This is a genomic window from Oceanicoccus sp. KOV_DT_Chl, assembly GCF_900120175.1.
Lineage (GTDB): Bacteria > Pseudomonadota > Gammaproteobacteria > Pseudomonadales > Dasaniaceae > Oceanicoccus.
Genome location: NZ_FQLF01000004.1, coordinates 133,812 through 151,963, shown reverse-complemented (window position 1 = coordinate 151,963; position 18,152 = coordinate 133,812). Strand labels below are relative to the sequence as shown.

Below are 18,152 nucleotides of genomic sequence, written 5' to 3'. Positions count from 1 at the left end.
AGTATTCAGAACAATTAGGCCTCTTCTGCTGATGCCTCAGGAGCCATAACTTCGTCGTAGCTGCATTTCTTTTCAGTAACTTTTGCTATCGATAAAAGCTTTTCGACTACAGAATCCTCTAACACCATTGCCTGAATTTCCTGCAACTGCTGCTGGTTACTGTAGTAATAATTTACCACTTCTTCAGGATCCTCATAGGTTGAAGCAAAACCTTCAATAGTTTCTTTAACCTTTTCCGGGTCAGCAGAAATACTCTCTTTGCTGATATATTCGTTCAAAATCAAACCCAGACGAACGCGACGCTCAGCCTGCTCGATAAACATATCATCGGGCAACAGTGAATCAACATCCAGAGAAGCAGCGGCACCGCCAAACTGCTGTACCATTTGACCCTTCAAGCCTGATATCTCTTGCTTAACCAGCGCCTGAGGTAACTGTAAATCGCTATGAATATCAACCAACCCTTCCATCACTTGATTTTTGGTTTTGGATTTAATGCCGTTGTCCAATTCACGCTGCATATTCTGGGTAACATCTTTACGGAACTGCTCTTCACCGCCTTCTTTAACACCGAACTTCTCAAAAAACGCGTCATCCAATTCAGGTAGTTTTTTCTCGGAAACTGAATTCACAGTCACTACAAATTCAACAGCAGCACCTTTCAACTCTTCAGCGTGATAATCTTCCGGAAACGATAAAGACAAGGTTTTTTCTTCGCCTGCACTCATCCCAACAATGCCATCTTCAAAACCGGGAATCATTGAACCCGAACCCAGTACCAGGCTGGAACCTTCAGCAGTACCACCGTCAAAAGCCTCACCATCTTTGGTGCCGGCAAAATTAATGTCTACCGTATCGCCGCTTTTAGCCGCACGCTCAACAGCGTCCAATGTTGATTGCTGCTCACGCAAGGTGGCAATCATCTTATCAATATCAGCGTCAGTAATAGCTGCAACTGGTTTTTCGATAGTAATAGCACTGTAGTCTTTCAAATCCAGCTCAGGGAATACTTCAAAAGTGGCGACGTATTCAAGGTCGCGCCCCTCTTCCAGATTCTTGGGTTCAATGTTAGGCATACCTGCTGGCTTAAGGTTTTCCTGTACTACGGCCTCACTAAAGCTTTGGTTCATCACTTCCTGCAATACCTCCTGACGAACTCCTGCACCAAAGCGCTGCTTCATCACTTTCATTGGTACTTTACCTGGACGAAAGCCATCCAGGCGAACCGTCGATGATGCTTTTTGCAAGCGATTATTGACCTCATTATCAACACGGTCAGCAGGAATACCTACTGTTAACTTACGCTCAAGACCTGAAGTCGTCTGAATTGAAACTTGCATGGAAAAATCCTCTAAACCCCAAATGCGTTCAGGTAATTTTTGCGCAAGAAGGGATATTTTTATCTGAATAAATGGTGCGGACGGAGAGACTCGAACTCTCACACCTTGCGGCACCAGAACCTAAATCTGGCGTGTCTACCAATTTCACCACGTCCGCTTGATCAATAAGGCCTTTAAAAGCGCCGCCCAGTTTTTAATCAACATGAGCTATTTCTGCTAACTAATTGAAATCCCACACCTATAAGTAATGATCCCGTGGGGCACCTCAATCTCAGGGGCGGTGATTCTGCCACATGATGCTAGCCGGTTCAACAGACCTTTTTCGCTTATATCGGCTATTTAGGGTAAGCCAGCAAAAAACTGAGGGATTTTGATGAAGGATTGTACAAATCCAGACCCGAGCAGCTGCCCGGCAGTAACAACGCCTGCTCTGCCGTTAACTCAACCTCACCTGCTTTCAAGCCTGCGTCAATACTCATCAACAAACCATATTTCAGTGGCGAATTAATTTTCAACGCCTCCCCAACCCCCAACACAACACGTTGAACTTCAAAATCCTCAAAATCCACAATACGATCAACCGCAACACCTTTGTTGGCAAAGATAGTCTGATGCGCTTGCTGCTGTGGCGACTCTATATTCATGAGCTCGACTGCCTGCGCCGTATCCCAGTGCGCCTGGGTAAGCACTTTTTGCGCAAAAGACAGAATTAAACGCTCGTATACCGGAGTTTGAAACTCAACCGTCCTAACCCCGTGCTGCAAAGCATGCGGCGTTAAACACGGTACTTTCACCACATCTCCCACAGTAAGCGGCAGCGTATCAGTAAAAGCGTCCATGTGCTGTCGCAGGTCAATCTCTTGCTGCCTCAATTCAACTGGTGTCTGCAGCAACCAATCAGATACCTGCTGAGCACTTACAGGCTCATTTAATTGATAACCTGCGGCAATACGCAACTCATCGAGACGATCATCCAACTGCCTGCGAATGGCTTCATACTGGCGCACCGACTGAGCAAATGCCTGCTTAAAAGCGGCATCATCGCTATATAGTGCGCGCTTAGCAGCATTAAAACCAAACCGTATAGCGCCTACTTTATCTGGCCATGCGCGCTCATCGACATGAGTAACCACGTAGACTTCACGCTTTTGCTGATGTAGCTCGAAATACAAATCACCAAAGACCGGCTCTGGTAACGGATCAAGGATCTTTAACAGAATCAACTCTTGCTGACAGCCGGCACTCAATCGATTCGGCAGTGCGGATAGAATATAAGGCAATAACTGCTTACCACCTTCACCGACGGCGAAAACTACACCGCGCTCCTCTACACCCGTAAACCAAATCTCCTGCCCCCATGGCTTAGGGATTTTTATCGGCTCAAGAGACAATGGTCTGGACGTGGTAAACACCGCAAGGCCATGTTGCTGACACCACATACGGAAGTCGGAAGAAGACTCATCCAACTCGAACTTTTCGCTGCTAACAGTAAACTCGATATCTACATCGCCATGCCGTCGGGCAAAAGCGTAGTAAGCCGTCAGCTGAACAACTGGCTTGCCAGGAAGCCAATACTGGGCAAACAGGTAAGATACCTGCAACCGTGATACAGGCTCATCCCCCTCCAATAAACGGGCAACAGCCGCATCAACCAAAGGTTCCGGCTTATCATCGGCGCTTACAATGACATCAATTATCAACTTCCAACCTTCCTAATTTAGCTGCTATCAACCGGTCAAACAGGCCGGATCAAACGTATACTCACCGGCCAACCATGCTGCTATCTCATCGGCAACCGGGTGATTAAACCGACTATAAGTCTCGAATAACTGTGTTTTGACCTGGACATCCAATGACTGCAGGCCTTCAAATTGGAAACTGTGCATATCTGTAGCTAGTTGCTCAGCCAATTGATCGTCCCCCAACCAAGCAAAACTCTGCTCTAACACATCATCAACCGAGTAAGCACGCACCGCATAAACAGCTGCAAGCGTCTGCAACACAAATTGAGACAATGAAGGCTGATTCATAGGGTTCACCACATGGCCTGCCGTCCACTGAGCGAGAGCCCCCGAGCGTCCACTGTAGGGTGCCAAATGTAAATACTGACTCGTCAGCCGACCATCATTAACCGGATAATTATCCCAAAGTACTGGGGCGCGCTGTAGCATCGCAGTTATTTTAGCTAAATCCGGCTGGTTGTACTGCTGAGATATCACCTGATTTCCAGTCCAGAAAACACCGACTTCTGCAGGCAAGCCGGCACCTAACATGGCTAAATACCCCTCAGGCATTGGCCCGAATACCTGCTCAAGTACAGGATCAAATGAATAATAGGTCGGACAAACGATATGCCTCGCCGCGGTACTGACGGCTAAAATATCTCCAACGATCTCCAATTGACGCTCGGCGATCCCTTCAATATCGCCTCTTACATCATCAAATAAGATACAAAGAATGTCTGGCGATAAGGTAGATATTTGTTTAACTTTCGACTGTAACTCACTCTTATCATTATGAGAATAAGATTCAGACAATCCCAGAGGAGAAATACCCAGCCCCCAGCGCAGACCCGCGAGATGATAATGTGCAGATAGCCTCTGCAGCTTCTCCCATTCCTCCTCAGGGTGCCGCTGACGCCAGTCAGATCGCAAATACGAATCACCTTTGGGGGCATAAATGTAACAATCAAAACCGAACTGTTTCAAAAAAGCAGCGTAATCAGCTCTAGCCTGCCATGACCATTGCCGACCATAGAATCCCTCGATTACTCCATAAAAAAAACCAAACATGGTAGCGCTTGCCGGCAATAAGAAAGCTGGCATGTTACACAAGCCAAGTTAACTTTAAAACATTAGTATAATCAGCGACCTATTTTGCCAATTCGATAAAGTACATCAACTGAAGTATGCTGCAAAAACCAAAGGAATCAGGCAAGCAAAGAGTAATGTCATGACCAACAAGAGACTGCATGACTGGATCGGGCTCAGCGGCGTAGGCGCCCATGAAAATCCTCGAGCGAAAATGTGGGCCAAGCGACTGGACTTACCGCTACTTCTACTCGCGTTATGGATAGTGATCAGCTGGTATTGGGAAACGACTACTCAAGCGACACTGCATAATAACTATATTGACTGGGGGGTCTGGCTGTTCTTTGTTATTGAAACCTGTGTGCTGTCCCTTCTTGTCGATAACACTAAAAGCTACCTGACGCATAACTGGCTTAATCTAGTCATCATAATCAGTGGCTTTCCTATGCTTTGGCTGGATAGCCCGACAGTAGGAGGGCTGCGCGTTTTACGCATCTTAATTTTCGTCAGTCTGATGCTACAACTATCAGGGTCAATTCAACGCGTCCTTGCCCGCAACCATCTTGGCGCCACACTGGCGGTAAGTGCCATTTTTATCATTTTCGCAGGCTATCTAATTGCGGCCATTGATCCAGCCATCAACACGCCTGCCGATGGCATATGGTGGGCCTGGATAACTGCCACAACCGTCGGTTACGGCGATATCGTCCCAGTTAGCCAGCAAGGCAGAATTATCGCAGGCATCCTGATATTACTCGGTATAGTGCTCCTATCTCTGATTACCGCAAATACCTCAGCTTACTTCATCGCAAGCCAGCGAGATCAAAATGAAAATAAACGACTTAAAAAGATAGAAAAACAACTCAACCGGATTGAACAGCAACTGGAATCGCTTAGTCAAAAAAATGAGCCTCCGGATTTATGAACCTAAGCAGATAACACGCAGACTGGTTATGAAAAAAGTGTTTAAAAAGAGACCAACACAGACTGGCAAAGATGACAACTTTAACGATACTTAAACATGCAGATGTCTTATCCCCTATGTTCAAGCAGACATCTACTGGAACTGGCGGGCCGTAAATCCCTCCATGTTTCACTCCTAAATGGTCTTAACCGGCACTCTTCCAAGGGCGCCGGTTTTTTTATTTATGCTTACTTTATAACTACGCAAAGATAAACATTAATTATTTATTAAACAGTAAGTTATCGAAGTTATCTGAAGTGATTTCTGCGATTCGATCAATCGGCAAACCCCTTAATTCAGCAAGGCAGCTGGCAACCTCTACCACATACTTAGGCTCATTCTTTTTCCCACGATAGGGTATGGGGGCCAGATATGGCGAGTCGGTCTCAATCAACAACCGGTCCAGCGGCACTTTACGCGCCACCTCCCGCAGCGTATCTGCATTCTTAAAGGTGACGATACCCGAAAAGGAAATATAGTAATTTAGATCAAGCGCCTGCTTAGCCATCTCCCAACTTTCAGTAAAGCAATGCAAAACGCCTCCAACACTACTATCACCATATTCACGGATTAGTTGAATAGTGTCCTCACGAGCGTCCCGAGTATGCACTATCACTGGCTTGGCAAGCTCTGCAGACAACGCTAAATGCAACTTGAAACTTTCTTGCTGTAGCAGCGCTGATTCTTTTGAATAAAAATAGTCCAGTCCAGTCTCACCAATAGCGACGACTTTGGGCTGAGTCGCCAACGCTCGTAACTGGTTCCTATCCACCAAGTCATCTGCGACATCCATTGGATGTACTCCGACAGAGCAATGAACACCTTCAAATTGATTGGCGATATCTACTACGGTCTGTGCATTTTGCATATCAACACCAATGCAAAGCATCCTCTCAACACCACACTGCCTGGCAGCATCGACAGCTGCCTCAAGGCTATTACCGTAAGGCGATAAATCCAGGCGATCAAGATGACAATGGGAATCTACAAACATAAAAACTCTGATACTGGCATATTAAAACGACTACGGCCCGGTAAACCGGGCCGTATAATTGGTTAAAAACATCATTACATAGTATGAGTAGGTCGATCAGAATCCAGGGAGCCAGCCAAATAATTTTCAATTTTATTATTTGCGGTATCATCCTGACCATTAAACTGAACACCGATACCGGCGGCGCGATTTCCTTGAGCACCACGAGGAGTCACCCAAACCACCCGCCCTGCCACCGGAATTTTTTCAGGCTCATCCATTAAATTCAGCAGCATAAAGACTTCATCATTTACTTTATACGGTTTATTAGTGGGGATAAACAATCCACCATTAATTAAAAAAGGCATATAGGCAGCGTACAATACGGCCTTATCTTTTATCGTTAGCGAAAGAATGCCATTTCTTGCACCTTGCGGTGCGCTAGCTGTATTCATTCCAGAGATTGCCTCCCGAGGCTACTATTCATTAATCTATCCACACCTAAGAATAGACCTAGTTAGACAGATTCACCATACTCAAGCCGCTGTCTAACTGTGATTTTTTTCACAACATTCGAGCAACAAGCTTTCCAGTGCCAACAGTTTATTGGGGTTTGCACCCCGCTCCAAGCTAACTCGTAGATTAGTGACTTGATCGAGTAGAGCAAATAAGTTGCGCGCACTTATCAAGGGCATATGCTTGAACAACTCGGCGACACCTGCTGCAACCTCACCTTCCTCAGCGACATAGGGCCGGGCTAGTAAGCCAGAAAACTTGTTTGCCAGCCAATACAGAATATCGCGCAAATCATACTGTTGCCATTTTTCAGCTAACGCCAATGCTGACAAGCGCCCTGAAAGCAGCATACTGAAATCCGTCATTAATTGTTGGCGACGCTCTAAACCATCGTCACTTAACAACTCCAATGCAGTCATTGGCTGACCAGCAGCCTCCTCATAGAGCAGCTCTAACGATGTACTGGCCGGTGCCAATGTGGCCAGCCAATCTTTAACTATTGGCATAGACGGCAAAGGAAAGCCAACAACCTGACAGCGTGAACGTATCGTTGGCAACAATTGGCTTTGCGCATCGCTAATCAATACCAGTAACGTTTTCGCAGCAGGCTCTTCAAGACTTTTTAGCAACGCATTCGCAGCATTAATATTCATTGCCTCAGCCGGTGCCAATACGACAACTTTATAACCACTTTGCTGAGCGGTATGTCCAAGTGACTCTACCAAAGCCCTTACCTGATCAATTTTAATTTGCTTACCACGTTCCTCAGGTGCAATCCACTTCAAGTCCGGGTGTGAACCCGCTTGAATAAATCCACACTGGCGACATTCTCCGCAAGCGACATTTTGACGCGGAGACTCACACAATAGATATTGAGTAAACGCTTCAGCAAACCGCTGCTTACCTATCCCCTGAGGCCCTGCCAACAAAATGGCATGAGGCAAGGTATTTTGCTGATGCAGTTCAACTAAGTGCAGCCATTGTTGCTCTTGCCAAGGTAATCTGATGGCCGCAGCAGCTTCCGTCATGAGCTAGCCTTTAAGCCAGCAACTGCGGCTAACATTTCAGTAATAACTATAGCCAAATCTTGCTGCACTTCAGCCAGCGATTGAGCCGCATTGATAATCCTAAAGCGATCAGGGTTAGCCTTCGCCAGAGACAAGTAGGTCGCACGGACTTTATCAAAAAAATCCTGCTGCTCCCGTTCAAACCGATCGAGTTCGCCGCGTTTATGTGCCCGCCCCAAACCTACGTCAACCGGCGCATCCAGAAGCAAGGTATAATCTGGCCGCAATTCACCTTGCACCCACTGCTCCAGATCGGAGATTTTTGACAGCGAGATACCTCTTCCACCGCCCTGATAAGCATAGGTTGCATCGGTAAATCGATCACAAATAACCCACTCGCCCCTGGCCAAAGCAGGCTCAATGACCTGAGCGATATGCTGCGCCCTGGCAGCAAACATCAATAACAGCTCGGTATTTTCCGCCACAGCTTCCTCTCTCGGGCTTAATAACAATTTCCGGACATCTTCTGCCAACGGCGTGCCGCCAGGCTCACGCGTCAAACACAAAGCGATGCCCGCAGACGATAATTGCTCAGCCAAATACTGGATGTTAGTGGACTTACCTACGCCCTCCCCACCCTCTATGGTAATAAAGACACCACGCGTCACTGACAAAAAAACACTCTCCTCACACTCAACCTTGCCGCTTACTATCCGGCATAGATGAGTAATTTTTACTGCGTTGAAAAATTTGATATTTGCGCACCGCTTGTTGATGCTCCTCAAGCGTGCTCGAAAAATAATGGCTGCCGTCACCTTTAGCAACAAAATATAGGGCATCTCCTTTAGCGGGATGCAACGCCGCGTGTATCGCCTCTCTACCAGCAAGCGCAATCGGTGTAGGCGTTAAGCCATGGTAACGATAGGTATTATAAATATTAGTTTTATCTTTTAAATGACGCGAACGTAAATTGCCATCAAACCCGGCACCCAAACCATAAATTATCGTCGGATCTGTTTGTAATCGCATACCTTTTTGCAAACGACGCACAAACACTCCCGCAATAATCGGCCGCTCATTCGCCACACCGGTTTCTTTTTCAATCAGTGAAGCCATTATCAACGCCTCATAAGGTGATGCGTAAGGCAAACCCTCCTCGCGAAGCTGCCACTCCTCGAGCAAAACCTGCTGTAAACGTGCTGCGGCTTGCTGCAATAGTTCTAAATCTGAAATGCCTCGTTGATAGCGATAAGTATCGGGAAATAACAACCCCTCCAAAGAAGAATATTCTTTGTCTAGACCCAGCAATGCCGGTGTAAGTAACTCAGCCGAAGTATCAAGTGTTTGCTTAAGCTGAGACTGAGCACGCAGTGCAGCGATAACTTGTGTTAGATTCCAACCTTCTACTAAAGTGACCGTATAATATCGAACGTCACCACGCTCTAATTTGTTTAGCAACTGACGGGGCGTCAAACCTGCTGCAAAAAAATAATCCCCTGCTTTAATATGCCGCCCCTTACCACTCAAACGAGAATATATTTTTAATAGCAGCGGGTTGCTTAGGGCGCCCTCAGCGGTTAAATCAGCAATCACTGAATGAAAAGAACTGCCTTTTAATAAATTATATTCCAGCCCATCGGCTGATAAATCCAAAGGACTGTCCATATAGCGCTGTACATATGAGAATGAAATAACACTACCGACGGCCAATAACAACACAGCAATAACGAACAACCGTTTAATCATTACCTTTCTCCGCCGAGGCCAACAAACGCTGCAATGCCAACGTAAATGCTCCGACATTTTTTTGATGGCAACCGATAGCGGTCACCGGCAAAATTCCAATCAAGCTATTACAAATAAAAACTTCATCGGCGCGATAAACATCCTCAAGGATACAGTCGCGTTGCAGGCACTCAGGACTTAACACCTCACAAATTACTCCGCGAATAATACCGGCGACCCCGCATCGATGTAGCTTGGGCGTCCACAACCGGCCCGATAAAACCAGAAATACATTCGACATAGTCCCTTCAATGAGTCGACCATCAGTATCCAACATTAAACCTTCAGTAATCGACGCTTGCGACCACTCGGCTCTAGCCAATACATTTTCCAATCGACACAGATGCTTAACTCCGGCCAAAGCGGGATTAACGGTTAAACGCGTATCACACACACGGACATTTACGCCCGCTGCACGCTGCTGCTGATAGTCGCTACTGTCTTTTGTGATTGAAACAATACGATGACAGCCGACTGCAATGCCTGGTCTATAACCACGAGCTTGTCCCGCACGGGTGATAATTATTTTAAGGATATAGGAACTATGATCACAACCTGACAACAAAGTATTTATATCAGCAAGCACCAACGCAACATCCAATGCAATCGATAAGCGCTGACAGCCATCGACTAAGCGTCGCAGATGACGATCAACAAACACTGCACGCCGATTAACGACACGAAGTGTTTCAAAAACACCATCACCATAGGCAAGACCACGATCGTTAATATCGACAGTATGACAGGCCCTGCCGTCGACTAACGCACACTCATTCATAAAGCTAATGCCAACCCAAACGCGAATGCGTTTTCATCACCGGTTAAACCATCTTCCCAAATAACAAACTACCATTCGTGCCACCAAAACCAAATGAGTTTGATAGCGCATAATTTATTGTCATTGGTTGAGCATTATGCGGAACGTAATTTAAATTGCAGCCTTCATCCGGATTATCGAGATTAATAGTTGGGGGAGCTACCTGATCACGAATAGCTAGCACTGAAAACACCGCCTCGACAGCACCAGCAGCACCCAATAAATGGCCAATCATCGACTTGGTTGAACTCACCGCTACGCTTTCTGCCGCAGCGCCCAACACTGATTCAATAGCCTGACTTTCTGCCACGTCACCCGCCTGAGTAGAAGTGCCATGAGCGTTTATATAATTAATATTTTCAGCGGCCAATCCCGCATCAGCAATCGCGTTTCTCATTGCAGCCGCTGCACCACGCCCATCTTCAGGGGGTGATGTCATATGGTAAGCATCGCCACTCATACCAAAGCCAACAAGTTCAGCATAAATAGTAGCGCCGCGTGCTTTTGCCATTTCATATTCCTCAAGCACCAACATGCCGGCACCGTCAGACAGTACAAATCCATCTCGATCTTTATCCCAAGGACGACTGGCCGCCTGCGGATCATCGTTACGAGTAGACAATGCCCTTGCGGCTGCAAAACCACCCAAGCCTAACGGGGTTGATGACATTTCTGCACCGCCAGCAACCATCACATCCGCATCCCCGTAAGCAATAACTCTAGCCGCATGACCAATATTATGGGTCCCCGTGGTACAAGCTGTGGTAATAGCAAAATTGGGGCCTTGTAAACCATATTTGATAGACAGGTTTCCTGCCACCATATTGATGACTGTGCCAGGAACAAAGAAAGGAGATATTTTTCGCGGGCCATCCTTAAGTAGGATGTCGTAATTTTTTTCAATATAACTGACCCCGCCAATTCCTGAGCCAATAGCCACCCCAATACGACCCGCATTACTTTCTGTTACGGTGACCCCGGAATCATCAAAAGCCTGAATCCCTGCAGCCAAACCATACTGGATAAAAACATCCATCCTGCGGGCATCTTTTGGTGACATATAAGGACTAATATCGAAGTCTTTAACCGAGCCTCCAAATCGAGTGGTGTAAGCAGAAACATCGAAATGGTCGAGTGGCCCAATGCCACTTTTGCCGTCAAGTATATTAGCCCAGGTACTTTTAACGTCATTGCCCAACGGCGTGACTAAACCTAAACCAGTTACTACAACTCTACGTTTTGACACCGCAACCTCCCTTCAAAAACGCTCAATCATTATTAGGATTTAACGAGCATTATGCACAAGGCACTGACTAAAAACAAAAATTACGAAGCAAAAAATGAAACTACTGAAACGAAAAAAGCCGCTCTAGATAGAACGGCTTTTACACAAGACATCTGCAAAGCAGATTGGATATTAACCCAGGTTCTTGTTGATGTAATCGATAGCTAACTGAACAGTAGTAATCAGTTCGGCTTCTTCATCTGGAATTTCAGTTTCAAATTCTTCTTCAAGAGCCATAACCAATTCAACGGTATCTAAAGAGTCAGCACCTAAATCCTCAACAAATGAGGCGGATGCCTGTACTTCTTCTTCTTTAACACCTAGTTGCTCGGCGACAATCTTTTTGACGCGATCTTCAATGCTGCTCATAGTCTTTATCGACTCCTGTTATGGAAAACAAAAATGGTACATCCTCAACCATACGGCTTACTGGCTGAAAGTTTACTCCAAAAAACACGGATGAAATAAACCGGAATTAGTTACCGTTGGATTTCGGCGGGCATTTTACTCGATTTTATCCAGCTTGTAACAGTGTTTTATAAAATTAGTCTTCAAAATATAAAAAATCTTTATATTTCAGTTAGTTAACCCATGTACATACCGCCATTTACATGAATGGTTTCACCTGTAATATAAGCTGCTGCATCACTTGCCAGAAATGCAACAACCGCTGCAATTTCTTCAGGCTGGCCTAATCGCGACAATGGAATTTGCGCCAACATCAAATTTTTATTGTCCTCAGCCAAATCTTTTGTCATATCAGTATCAATAAAACCCGGTGCAACAGAGTTAACAGTAATACTTCGTGAGCCTAACTCTTTTGCCAACGCTCTTGAATAACCTTCCATACCGGCCTTGGTCGCCGCATAGTTGGACTGACCAGCATTACCCATCGATCCCACCACAGAACTGATATTAATGATGCGTCCCCACCGCGCTTTAGTCATGCCACGAACGCACGCTTTGGATAATCGATAGATTGAACTGAGATTAGTGCCAATCACATCGTCCCACTCCTCATCTTTCATCCGCATTAAAATATTATCCTTGGTGATCCCGGCATTGTTAACCAATACCAATGGCGCCGCATATTTTTCACCAACAGCTTTCACTACTGAGGCAACAGAATCAGCATCTGTTACATTTAACGCCATACCTTCACCAGTAATTCCTGCGGCGGCCAGATACTCACTAATACTCGCCGCGCCTCTGTCAGTAGTCGCCGTACCCACCACAATAAAACCGTTAGCACCCAATTGCTTGGCAATGGCCTGACCAATACCCCGGCTGGCACCAGTAACTAATGCAACTTTTTCTGTCATGCTTTTACTCTCCCTAACAATTTATAATTCAGCTACTGCCTGCTGCAATCCAGCCGGCTCTTCAATGTTATAAGCGGATATTGATCGATCTATGCGCTTACTCAAACCACTAAGGACTTTACCCGGACCACACTCCAGTGTTTTTGTTACACCCGCCGCAACCATAGCTTGTACGCAGCCCGTCCATTTTACAGGGCTGTAAATCTGTTGTACTAATAGTTCTTTAATTCTGTCTGGGTCAGCTTCGGTTTGGGCATGAACATTATGAACTACTGGAATTAATGGCGCCTTAACATCTAAAGCGGCAACTTTTTCCGCAAGTTTCTCACCTGCAGGTCGCATCAATGATGTATGGAAAGGCGCGCTAACAGGTAATGGCAATGCACGCTTTGCACCCGCCTCCTTCAGTTGTTCGATAGCCTGCTCTACAGCCGCAACCTTACCGGCAATAACCACTTGGCCAGGAGAATTAAAATTCACTGCCTCAGCACCAGTAGCAGCACAAATATCTATAATCACATGATCGTCCAACCCTAACACCGCCGCCATGGCGCCCTCACCTACCGGCACGGCCGTTTGCATAAACTGACCACGATCCCGCACCAGAGTAACCGCATCGGCAAAACCTAAACTACCTGCGCACACCAGTGCAGAAAATTCACCGAGACTATGTCCTGCCAGCATTGCTGGCTGAGTTGCTGATTGCTGCTGCCAGACCCGCCACAAAGCAACGCTGGAAGTTAATAATAAAGGCTGGGTTCTTTCTGTAAGATTTAATTGCTCCTGCTCACCATTTTGGATTAAATCCCAAACATCATAGCCCAGCGCCTCTGATGCCTCAGCAAAAGTATCTTTAACAATTGAAAATTGCTCGGCGATATCGGCAAGCATGCCGACCTTCTGCGACCCCTGACCGGGAAAAACAAAGGCTAGTGATTGGTCGGTCATAATGACTCCTCTGAATTCTTAATTAAAATGTATTATTTATTTATCGATATTATGTAGTTGCGCCAAACGCTCGCTCAGCACCGCTATTAAATTACTTTTCACTTCCAATCTGGCGCGGGCAATGGCATTCACAAAACCTAATTCAGTACTGGCACCATGGCTTTTTACGACCACGCCCTGCAAGCCCAAAAAACTGGCGCCATTATACTGCTCGGGATCAAGGTGATGGAAAATTCTTTTAAGTACCGGGCTAGCAATTAATCCTGCTAAACGTGACACATAAGATTGATTAAAATATTGCTTCACCACATCGGCTATATGAAAAGCCGTCCCCTCACAAACCTTAAGGGCGACATTACCCACAAAACCATCAGCGACTACCACATCAGCGACACCTTTAAATAATGCATCACCTTCAACAAAGCCGACATAATTCAAACCGGCGTTGACATCAATAAGCTTGCCGGCTTGCTGAACTTGCTCGTTACCTTTTATTGCCTCTTCGCCAATATTAAGCAACGCGATACGCGGCGCATCAATACCATCAACAACAGAGGATAAGGCAGCACCCATAATGGCAAATTGTTCCAACTGTTCCGCACTACTATCAACATTGGCCCCCAGGTCCAATAAATGGCAATGCCCAAGAGGAGATGGCAAGGCCGAACAAATAGCCGGCCGCTCAATCCCTGGCAACGTTTTCAATACCAAACAACCAATCGCCATTAACGCGCCGGTATTGCCAGCACTGACTACAGCATCAACTTGTGATTGGGCGAGCAAATCAATAGCCATGCGCATTGAAGATTGCGGCTTTCGCCTGAGCGCATGAGATGGCTTATCAGACATTTCGACAACGTCTGGCGCGTGCAAAATAGTAAACGAAGAATTGGCCTGACCTAACACTGAGGCGATAGCTGACTCATCACCGACTAGAGTGATATCAAGATCTGGAAAAAGGGACTGCGCTTGAATTGCGGCGGGGATAGAAACGCGGAGACCTAAGTCTCCGCCCATACAGTCAATAGCTATGCGGATGCGCGAAGCCATTTATACAATATGAATAGACTCGAACTTAATCGTCGTTTGACGTATCAACAACTTTTTTACCACGGTAAAATCCATCAGCTGACACGTGATGACGACGGTGAGTTTCACCACTGGTAGGATCAACAGATAAAGTTGGTCCAGTTAATGAATCGTGCGAACGACGCTGACCGCGACGTGAACGGGTTACTTTACTCTTCTGTACGGCCATTGCCTGATACTCCTCTAGATCTTAACTGTTCGATAAGATTTATTTATCGAACTTCAAATTCTTTAATACTTCGAAAGGTTTAGGCCTTTCACTTTGCTCTGCTTTAGCAATTGCAGCTTCAACTTTAGGGTCGACACTGCTGTAGCCAACCGTCTGTTTACATTCCGCTGCCGGATGATAATTTACGAAAGGCAAACTTAATATCAGCTCTTCGGAAACTATATCAGCCAAATCAACCAACTCTTCACCAACAATCAATGGCTCAAGTGATTTAGGTAGCCGCTCCGCGTCTTCTTCAGACCAAACAATACCCAATTCAAAACGGGTATCTACAGCAACCGACATCGGCTCCATACAACGCTGGCAAATAACATTTACAGTCCCTGCGACTTGCCCATCGACACGACGAAAATGCCCTTCATCCTTGTAAAACTGCAGATCAACTTGCAGCGAACCCTCAACATCGGCCAATAGATCAGCAACTCGTGGCAGTGAAGAAACCGGGGCTTGCGCACTAATTTCAGCACCTTTTACCACCAGTTTGCGGATATCAATTTCGCTTGGCAGAGGGGTGGTCAACATAAGCGCGCCATCATAGGGATGAAGACCAGAACTGTCAAAGGGAAATAGCTGTAAAATGGGGTTTTATGTAGCAAAATCAGTGATTTCCCGGCCAAACTAATAAATTATCTTACCGAACGACTCGAAAACTGCTAATTTCACTCCATGCTTCCCATTATCCTTGCCTCAAGCTCAGACTATCGGCGCCAACTACTGACTCGGCTGGGTTTAGATTTTGAGTATTTCAGCCCGGACATTGACGAATCTGCACATATAGATGAAAGCGCCCAGCAACTTGCCTGCAGGTTGGCCGTCGAAAAAACCCAAGCCGTCGCCACCCACTACCCCAATGCATTGATTATTGGCTCCGATCAAGTTGCGTCAGCAAATGGCTCCATCCTCAATAAGCCTGGTAACTATCAACGGGCCCATCAACAACTATCAGCCTGCAGCGGCAACGCTGTACATTTTTATACCGGTCTTGCACTACTCAATAGCCAAACCAATGAAATCCAGTCCGTTGTTGAAACATTCACCGTCCACTTTCGGACACTCACCGCTGCCAACATCGGAAAATACCTTAGCCTTGAACAGCCTTATGATTGTGCAGGTAGCTTTAAAATGGAGGGGTTGGGAATCGCGTTATTTGAGCGATTGGAAGGTGACGACCCAAATAGTTTGATTGGCCTGCCGCTAATTCAATTAATTAATCTGCTCAAAAACCAGGGGCTAGAGGTTATCTAATCGATACATTCGAGTAACTGCTCAAATCGATCAATAATTCGTCGCGGCTTATGTAGCAGCAGTCGATCGACCGGATGTGCACCGTAACTCACCCCGACACTCGCCACTCCGGCATTGGCCGCCATTTCAAGGTCGAAAGCGGTATCACCTACCATCACTGCCGCACCGGCGTCATAATTCAGCTCTGCTAGTAGTTGGTGCAACATTAATGGGTCAGGCTTAGACGCCGTCTCATCAGCACAGCGGCTAGCGTCGAAATAATCCGTCAATTGTAAATTACTCAATACTCGATTTAAGCCGTTGCGGCTTTTGCCAGTAGCGACAGCTAACTGATGCCCCTTATCCCGCAAGTGATCAAGAACCCTCTCAACATCGGGATAAAAATGACACGGAACCCGGTCTGCCGCTATAAAATACTGCGAATAACTACTGCGCAACTGATCCAGTCGGGCGACATCAGTGCCGGGGTATAAGGTAGCCACAGCCTCGGGCAAGCCCAAACCAATAATGCCTTTCACTGCATCATCAGCTATGGGCGGCAAACCTAACTCGGCAATAGCCAGCTGCATGCTGCCAATAATCTTAGCGGTGGAATCGATTAATGTGCCATCCCAATCAAAAATAATCAGCATCGTGATTCGTCTACCAAGGAATCTAACAGTGACTGAAGATCAGCACTCAACGCAGCAGACACCTCAAGCGGCTTCTCTTCCTCAGGCATGGGCACTTTTAGGCTCGCCGCATGCAGAAATAGCCGTTTCAAGCCTTTTTCTTTAAATAACTTGCACGCTTGCTGATCGCCGTATTTATCATCACCTAGCAAGGGGTAGCCAACATGCAACGCATGCACTCTTATTTGGTGGGTGCGACCGGAAATCGGCTTTGCTTCCACCAAGGTTGCCTGCTGGTAGCGCGAAATAACCGCAAACTCCGTTACTGAGCGTTTTCCTTCAGGCGAGACATGCACCATCCTTTCACCGGATTGCAGGGTATTCTTTAATAGCGGGGCATTGACCACCTTACGCCGATTAGGCCAGCGACCCGCAACCAAGGCGAGATAGCGCTTATCAATTGTGCCATTGCGTAATTGCTCGTGCAGGAAGCGCAGCATGCTGCGCTTTTTTGCCACCATGATGCAGCCAGAGGTGTCACGATCCAGGCGGTGAACCAGCTCCAGAAAGCGAGCATCCGGCCGCATCACCCGCAGGACTTCAATTAAACCCTGTGAGATCCCACTGCCACCATGCACTGCGAGACCAGAGGGCTTGTTAACTACCAGCAACCGGTCATCTTCAAACAGAATAGAGGCTTGAATTAACTTGCCCAAGCTAGCCGATACTCCCAATGGGCGCTTCTCTTCAGAGACTCGAATCGGTGGAATTCTAATCAAATCGCCTTCACATAGCCGGTATTCAGCTTTGATTCGCCCCTTATTAACCCGCACCTCACCTTTGCGTAGAATCCGGTAAACCCTTGATTTAGGAACCCCTTTCAAATAGGTAATAAGGAAGTTATCAATTCGCTGGCCCGCATGAGCATCGGTAATCTCAACGAAACTGACTGCTGATTTTTCAGCCTGACTTTGTGGACTGCCACTCCCTACTTCCAAGTCAGTCATTAAATACCTTCGCTAAGTAATTGATACGCATAGTAAATACTGTTACACTCCTGCCACATTTTGCAGGCTATGGTTTCCGCCTCGCTGATTATGCTAACCGTCGAGTGCTGTAAAAGGCGCAATTGTATATCCCTTTTAAGGAATTAAATAGGCGACAAAGCAGTAATCGAAATCGAGATGTTTGGAAATACCTCCGACAAAATG

20 protein-coding genes and 1 tRNA gene are annotated in these 18,152 nt (G+C 46.4%); 2 read left to right on the top strand and 19 right to left on the bottom strand.

Translation table 11 applies throughout. The features are described 5' to 3' along the window. Window positions 1–14: 14 nt before the first annotated feature. The 4 genes from tig to UNITIG_RS16220 form a co-directional block, all read right to left on the bottom strand. Window positions 15–1,340 (bottom strand): trigger factor, encoded by a 1,326-nt coding sequence (gene tig / locus UNITIG_RS16235; RefSeq protein WP_101759432.1) that lies wholly within the window; start codon window positions 1,338–1,340, stop codon window positions 15–17. A 72-nt stretch (window positions 1,341–1,412) separates the two neighbouring features. After that, window positions 1,413–1,497 (bottom strand) — tRNA-Leu (locus tag UNITIG_RS16230). Between the two features lie 178 nt (window positions 1,498–1,675). Beyond that, window positions 1,676–3,040, bottom strand: a complete 1,365-nt coding sequence (locus tag UNITIG_RS16225) for a hypothetical protein (protein WP_101759431.1) — start codon at window positions 3,038–3,040, stop codon at window positions 1,676–1,678. Window positions 3,041–3,067: 27 nt separating this feature from the next. Then, window positions 3,068–4,165, bottom strand: coding sequence for a beta-N-acetylglucosaminidase domain-containing protein (locus tag UNITIG_RS16220; protein ID WP_101759430.1), 1,098 nt, complete (start codon window positions 4,163–4,165; stop codon window positions 3,068–3,070). 127 nt (window positions 4,166–4,292) lie between these two features. Here UNITIG_RS16220 and UNITIG_RS16215 point away from each other — a divergent pair, with 127 nt between their 5' ends. Next, window positions 4,293–5,075, top strand: coding sequence for a potassium channel family protein (locus UNITIG_RS16215; protein ID WP_101759429.1), 783 nt, complete (start codon window positions 4,293–4,295; stop codon window positions 5,073–5,075). Window positions 5,076–5,334: 259 nt separating this feature from the next. On the opposite strand, the gene UNITIG_RS16210 is transcribed toward UNITIG_RS16215, so the two are convergent. The 13 genes from UNITIG_RS16210 to UNITIG_RS16150 form a co-directional block, all read right to left on the bottom strand. Continuing rightward, window positions 5,335–6,108, bottom strand: a complete 774-nt coding sequence (locus UNITIG_RS16210) for a TatD family hydrolase (protein WP_101759428.1) — start codon at window positions 6,106–6,108, stop codon at window positions 5,335–5,337. A 74-nt stretch (window positions 6,109–6,182) separates the two neighbouring features. After that, window positions 6,183–6,542 (bottom strand): PilZ domain-containing protein, encoded by a 360-nt coding sequence (locus tag UNITIG_RS16205; RefSeq protein WP_101759427.1) that lies wholly within the window; start codon window positions 6,540–6,542, stop codon window positions 6,183–6,185. Between the two features lie 93 nt (window positions 6,543–6,635). Further along, window positions 6,636–7,631, bottom strand: a complete 996-nt coding sequence (locus UNITIG_RS16200) for a DNA polymerase III subunit delta' (RefSeq protein WP_101759426.1) — start codon at window positions 7,629–7,631, stop codon at window positions 6,636–6,638. Further along, window positions 7,628–8,278: a dTMP kinase gene (tmk, locus tag UNITIG_RS16195; RefSeq protein WP_101759625.1), complete on the bottom strand. Its 651-nt coding sequence runs from the start codon at window positions 8,276–8,278 to the stop codon at window positions 7,628–7,630. The genes UNITIG_RS16200 and tmk overlap by 4 nt, the downstream gene beginning before the upstream one ends. A gap of 25 nt (window positions 8,279–8,303) precedes the next feature. Continuing rightward, on the bottom strand, window positions 8,304–9,356 hold the full coding sequence (gene mltG / locus UNITIG_RS16190; protein WP_101759425.1) for an endolytic transglycosylase MltG: 1,053 nt from the start codon (window positions 9,354–9,356) through the stop codon (window positions 8,304–8,306). Further along, window positions 9,349–10,173 (bottom strand): aminodeoxychorismate lyase, encoded by an 825-nt coding sequence (pabC, locus tag UNITIG_RS16185; RefSeq protein ID WP_101759424.1) that lies wholly within the window; start codon window positions 10,171–10,173, stop codon window positions 9,349–9,351. Before pabC ends, mltG begins: the two co-directional genes overlap by 8 nt. 43 nt (window positions 10,174–10,216) lie before the next feature. Next, entirely contained in the window at window positions 10,217–11,458 is a 1,242-nt protein-coding gene (gene fabF, locus UNITIG_RS16180; protein ID WP_101759423.1) for a beta-ketoacyl-ACP synthase II, read from the bottom strand. A gap of 171 nt (window positions 11,459–11,629) precedes the next feature. Then, window positions 11,630–11,866, bottom strand: a complete 237-nt coding sequence (acpP, locus tag UNITIG_RS16175; RefSeq protein ID WP_101759422.1) for an acyl carrier protein — start codon at window positions 11,864–11,866, stop codon at window positions 11,630–11,632. Between the two features lie 215 nt (window positions 11,867–12,081). Next, window positions 12,082–12,819, bottom strand: a complete 738-nt coding sequence (gene fabG / locus UNITIG_RS16170; protein ID WP_101759421.1) for a 3-oxoacyl-ACP reductase FabG — start codon at window positions 12,817–12,819, stop codon at window positions 12,082–12,084. A gap of 21 nt (window positions 12,820–12,840) precedes the next feature. Continuing rightward, a complete protein-coding gene (gene fabD, locus UNITIG_RS16165; protein ID WP_101759420.1) occupies window positions 12,841–13,767 on the bottom strand; it encodes an ACP S-malonyltransferase in 927 nt (308 codons plus the stop codon). A gap of 36 nt (window positions 13,768–13,803) precedes the next feature. Further along, entirely contained in the window at window positions 13,804–14,817 is a 1,014-nt protein-coding gene (gene plsX, locus UNITIG_RS16160) for a phosphate acyltransferase PlsX (protein ID WP_101759419.1), read from the bottom strand. A 25-nt stretch (window positions 14,818–14,842) separates the two neighbouring features. Continuing rightward, the gene (gene rpmF / locus UNITIG_RS16155; protein WP_101759418.1) at window positions 14,843–15,025 is read right to left on the bottom strand and encodes a 50S ribosomal protein L32; all 183 of its coding nucleotides are present in this window, start codon (window positions 15,023–15,025) and stop codon (window positions 14,843–14,845) included. Window positions 15,026–15,064: 39 nt separating this feature from the next. Next, window positions 15,065–15,607 (bottom strand): DUF177 domain-containing protein, encoded by a 543-nt coding sequence (locus UNITIG_RS16150; RefSeq protein WP_101759417.1) that lies wholly within the window; start codon window positions 15,605–15,607, stop codon window positions 15,065–15,067. A 144-nt stretch (window positions 15,608–15,751) separates the two neighbouring features. Here UNITIG_RS16150 and UNITIG_RS16145 point away from each other — a divergent pair, with 144 nt between their 5' ends. Beyond that, window positions 15,752–16,330 carry a nucleoside triphosphate pyrophosphatase gene (locus tag UNITIG_RS16145; RefSeq protein WP_101759416.1) on the top strand — a complete coding sequence of 193 codons (579 nt, stop codon included), beginning with the start codon at window positions 15,752–15,754 and terminating at the stop codon, window positions 16,328–16,330. Here the strand turns inward: UNITIG_RS16145 and UNITIG_RS16140 are convergent. Together UNITIG_RS16140 and rluC are read right to left on the bottom strand one after the other, a co-directional pair. After that, entirely contained in the window at window positions 16,327–16,962 is a 636-nt protein-coding gene (locus tag UNITIG_RS16140; RefSeq protein WP_101759415.1) for an HAD-IA family hydrolase, read from the bottom strand. The genes UNITIG_RS16145 and UNITIG_RS16140 overlap by 4 nt on opposite strands. After that, entirely contained in the window at window positions 16,956–17,948 is a 993-nt protein-coding gene (gene rluC / locus UNITIG_RS16135; RefSeq protein WP_101759414.1) for a 23S rRNA pseudouridine(955/2504/2580) synthase RluC, read from the bottom strand. Before rluC ends, UNITIG_RS16140 begins: the two co-directional genes overlap by 7 nt. Window positions 17,949–18,152 lie beyond the last annotated feature (204 nt).

Coding starts and splice junctions, on each gene's coding strand:
- tig (WP_101759432.1), bottom strand. CDS start 1,340: ATGCAAGTTTCAATTCAGACGACTTCAGGTCTTGAGCGTAAGTTAACA.
- UNITIG_RS16220 (WP_101759430.1), bottom strand. CDS start 4,165: ATGCCAGCTTTCTTATTGCCGGCAAGCGCTACCATGTTTGGTTTTTTT.
- UNITIG_RS16215 (WP_101759429.1), top strand. CDS start 4,293: ATGACCAACAAGAGACTGCATGACTGGATCGGGCTCAGCGGCGTAGGC.
- UNITIG_RS16210 (WP_101759428.1), bottom strand. CDS start 6,108: ATGTTTGTAGATTCCCATTGTCATCTTGATCGCCTGGATTTATCGCCT.
- UNITIG_RS16205 (WP_101759427.1), bottom strand. CDS start 6,542: ATGAATACAGCTAGCGCACCGCAAGGTGCAAGAAATGGCATTCTTTCG.
- UNITIG_RS16200 (WP_101759426.1), bottom strand. CDS start 7,631: ATGACGGAAGCTGCTGCGGCCATCAGATTACCTTGGCAAGAGCAACAA.
- mltG (WP_101759425.1), bottom strand. CDS start 9,356: ATGATTAAACGGTTGTTCGTTATTGCTGTGTTGTTATTGGCCGTCGGT.
- pabC (WP_101759424.1), bottom strand. CDS start 10,173: ATGAATGAGTGTGCGTTAGTCGACGGCAGGGCCTGTCATACTGTCGAT.
- acpP (WP_101759422.1), bottom strand. CDS start 11,866: ATGAGCAGCATTGAAGATCGCGTCAAAAAGATTGTCGCCGAGCAACTA.
- fabG (WP_101759421.1), bottom strand. CDS start 12,819: ATGACAGAAAAAGTTGCATTAGTTACTGGTGCCAGCCGGGGTATTGGT.
- fabD (WP_101759420.1), bottom strand. CDS start 13,767: ATGACCGACCAATCACTAGCCTTTGTTTTTCCCGGTCAGGGGTCGCAG.
- plsX (WP_101759419.1), bottom strand. CDS start 14,817: ATGGCTTCGCGCATCCGCATAGCTATTGACTGTATGGGCGGAGACTTA.
- rpmF (WP_101759418.1), bottom strand. CDS start 15,025: ATGGCCGTACAGAAGAGTAAAGTAACCCGTTCACGTCGCGGTCAGCGT.
- UNITIG_RS16150 (WP_101759417.1), bottom strand. CDS start 15,607: ATGTTGACCACCCCTCTGCCAAGCGAAATTGATATCCGCAAACTGGTG.
- UNITIG_RS16145 (WP_101759416.1), top strand. CDS start 15,752: ATGCTTCCCATTATCCTTGCCTCAAGCTCAGACTATCGGCGCCAACTA.
- UNITIG_RS16140 (WP_101759415.1), bottom strand. CDS start 16,962: ATGCTGATTATTTTTGATTGGGATGGCACATTAATCGATTCCACCGCT.
- rluC (WP_101759414.1), bottom strand. CDS start 17,948: ATGACTGACTTGGAAGTAGGGAGTGGCAGTCCACAAAGTCAGGCTGAA.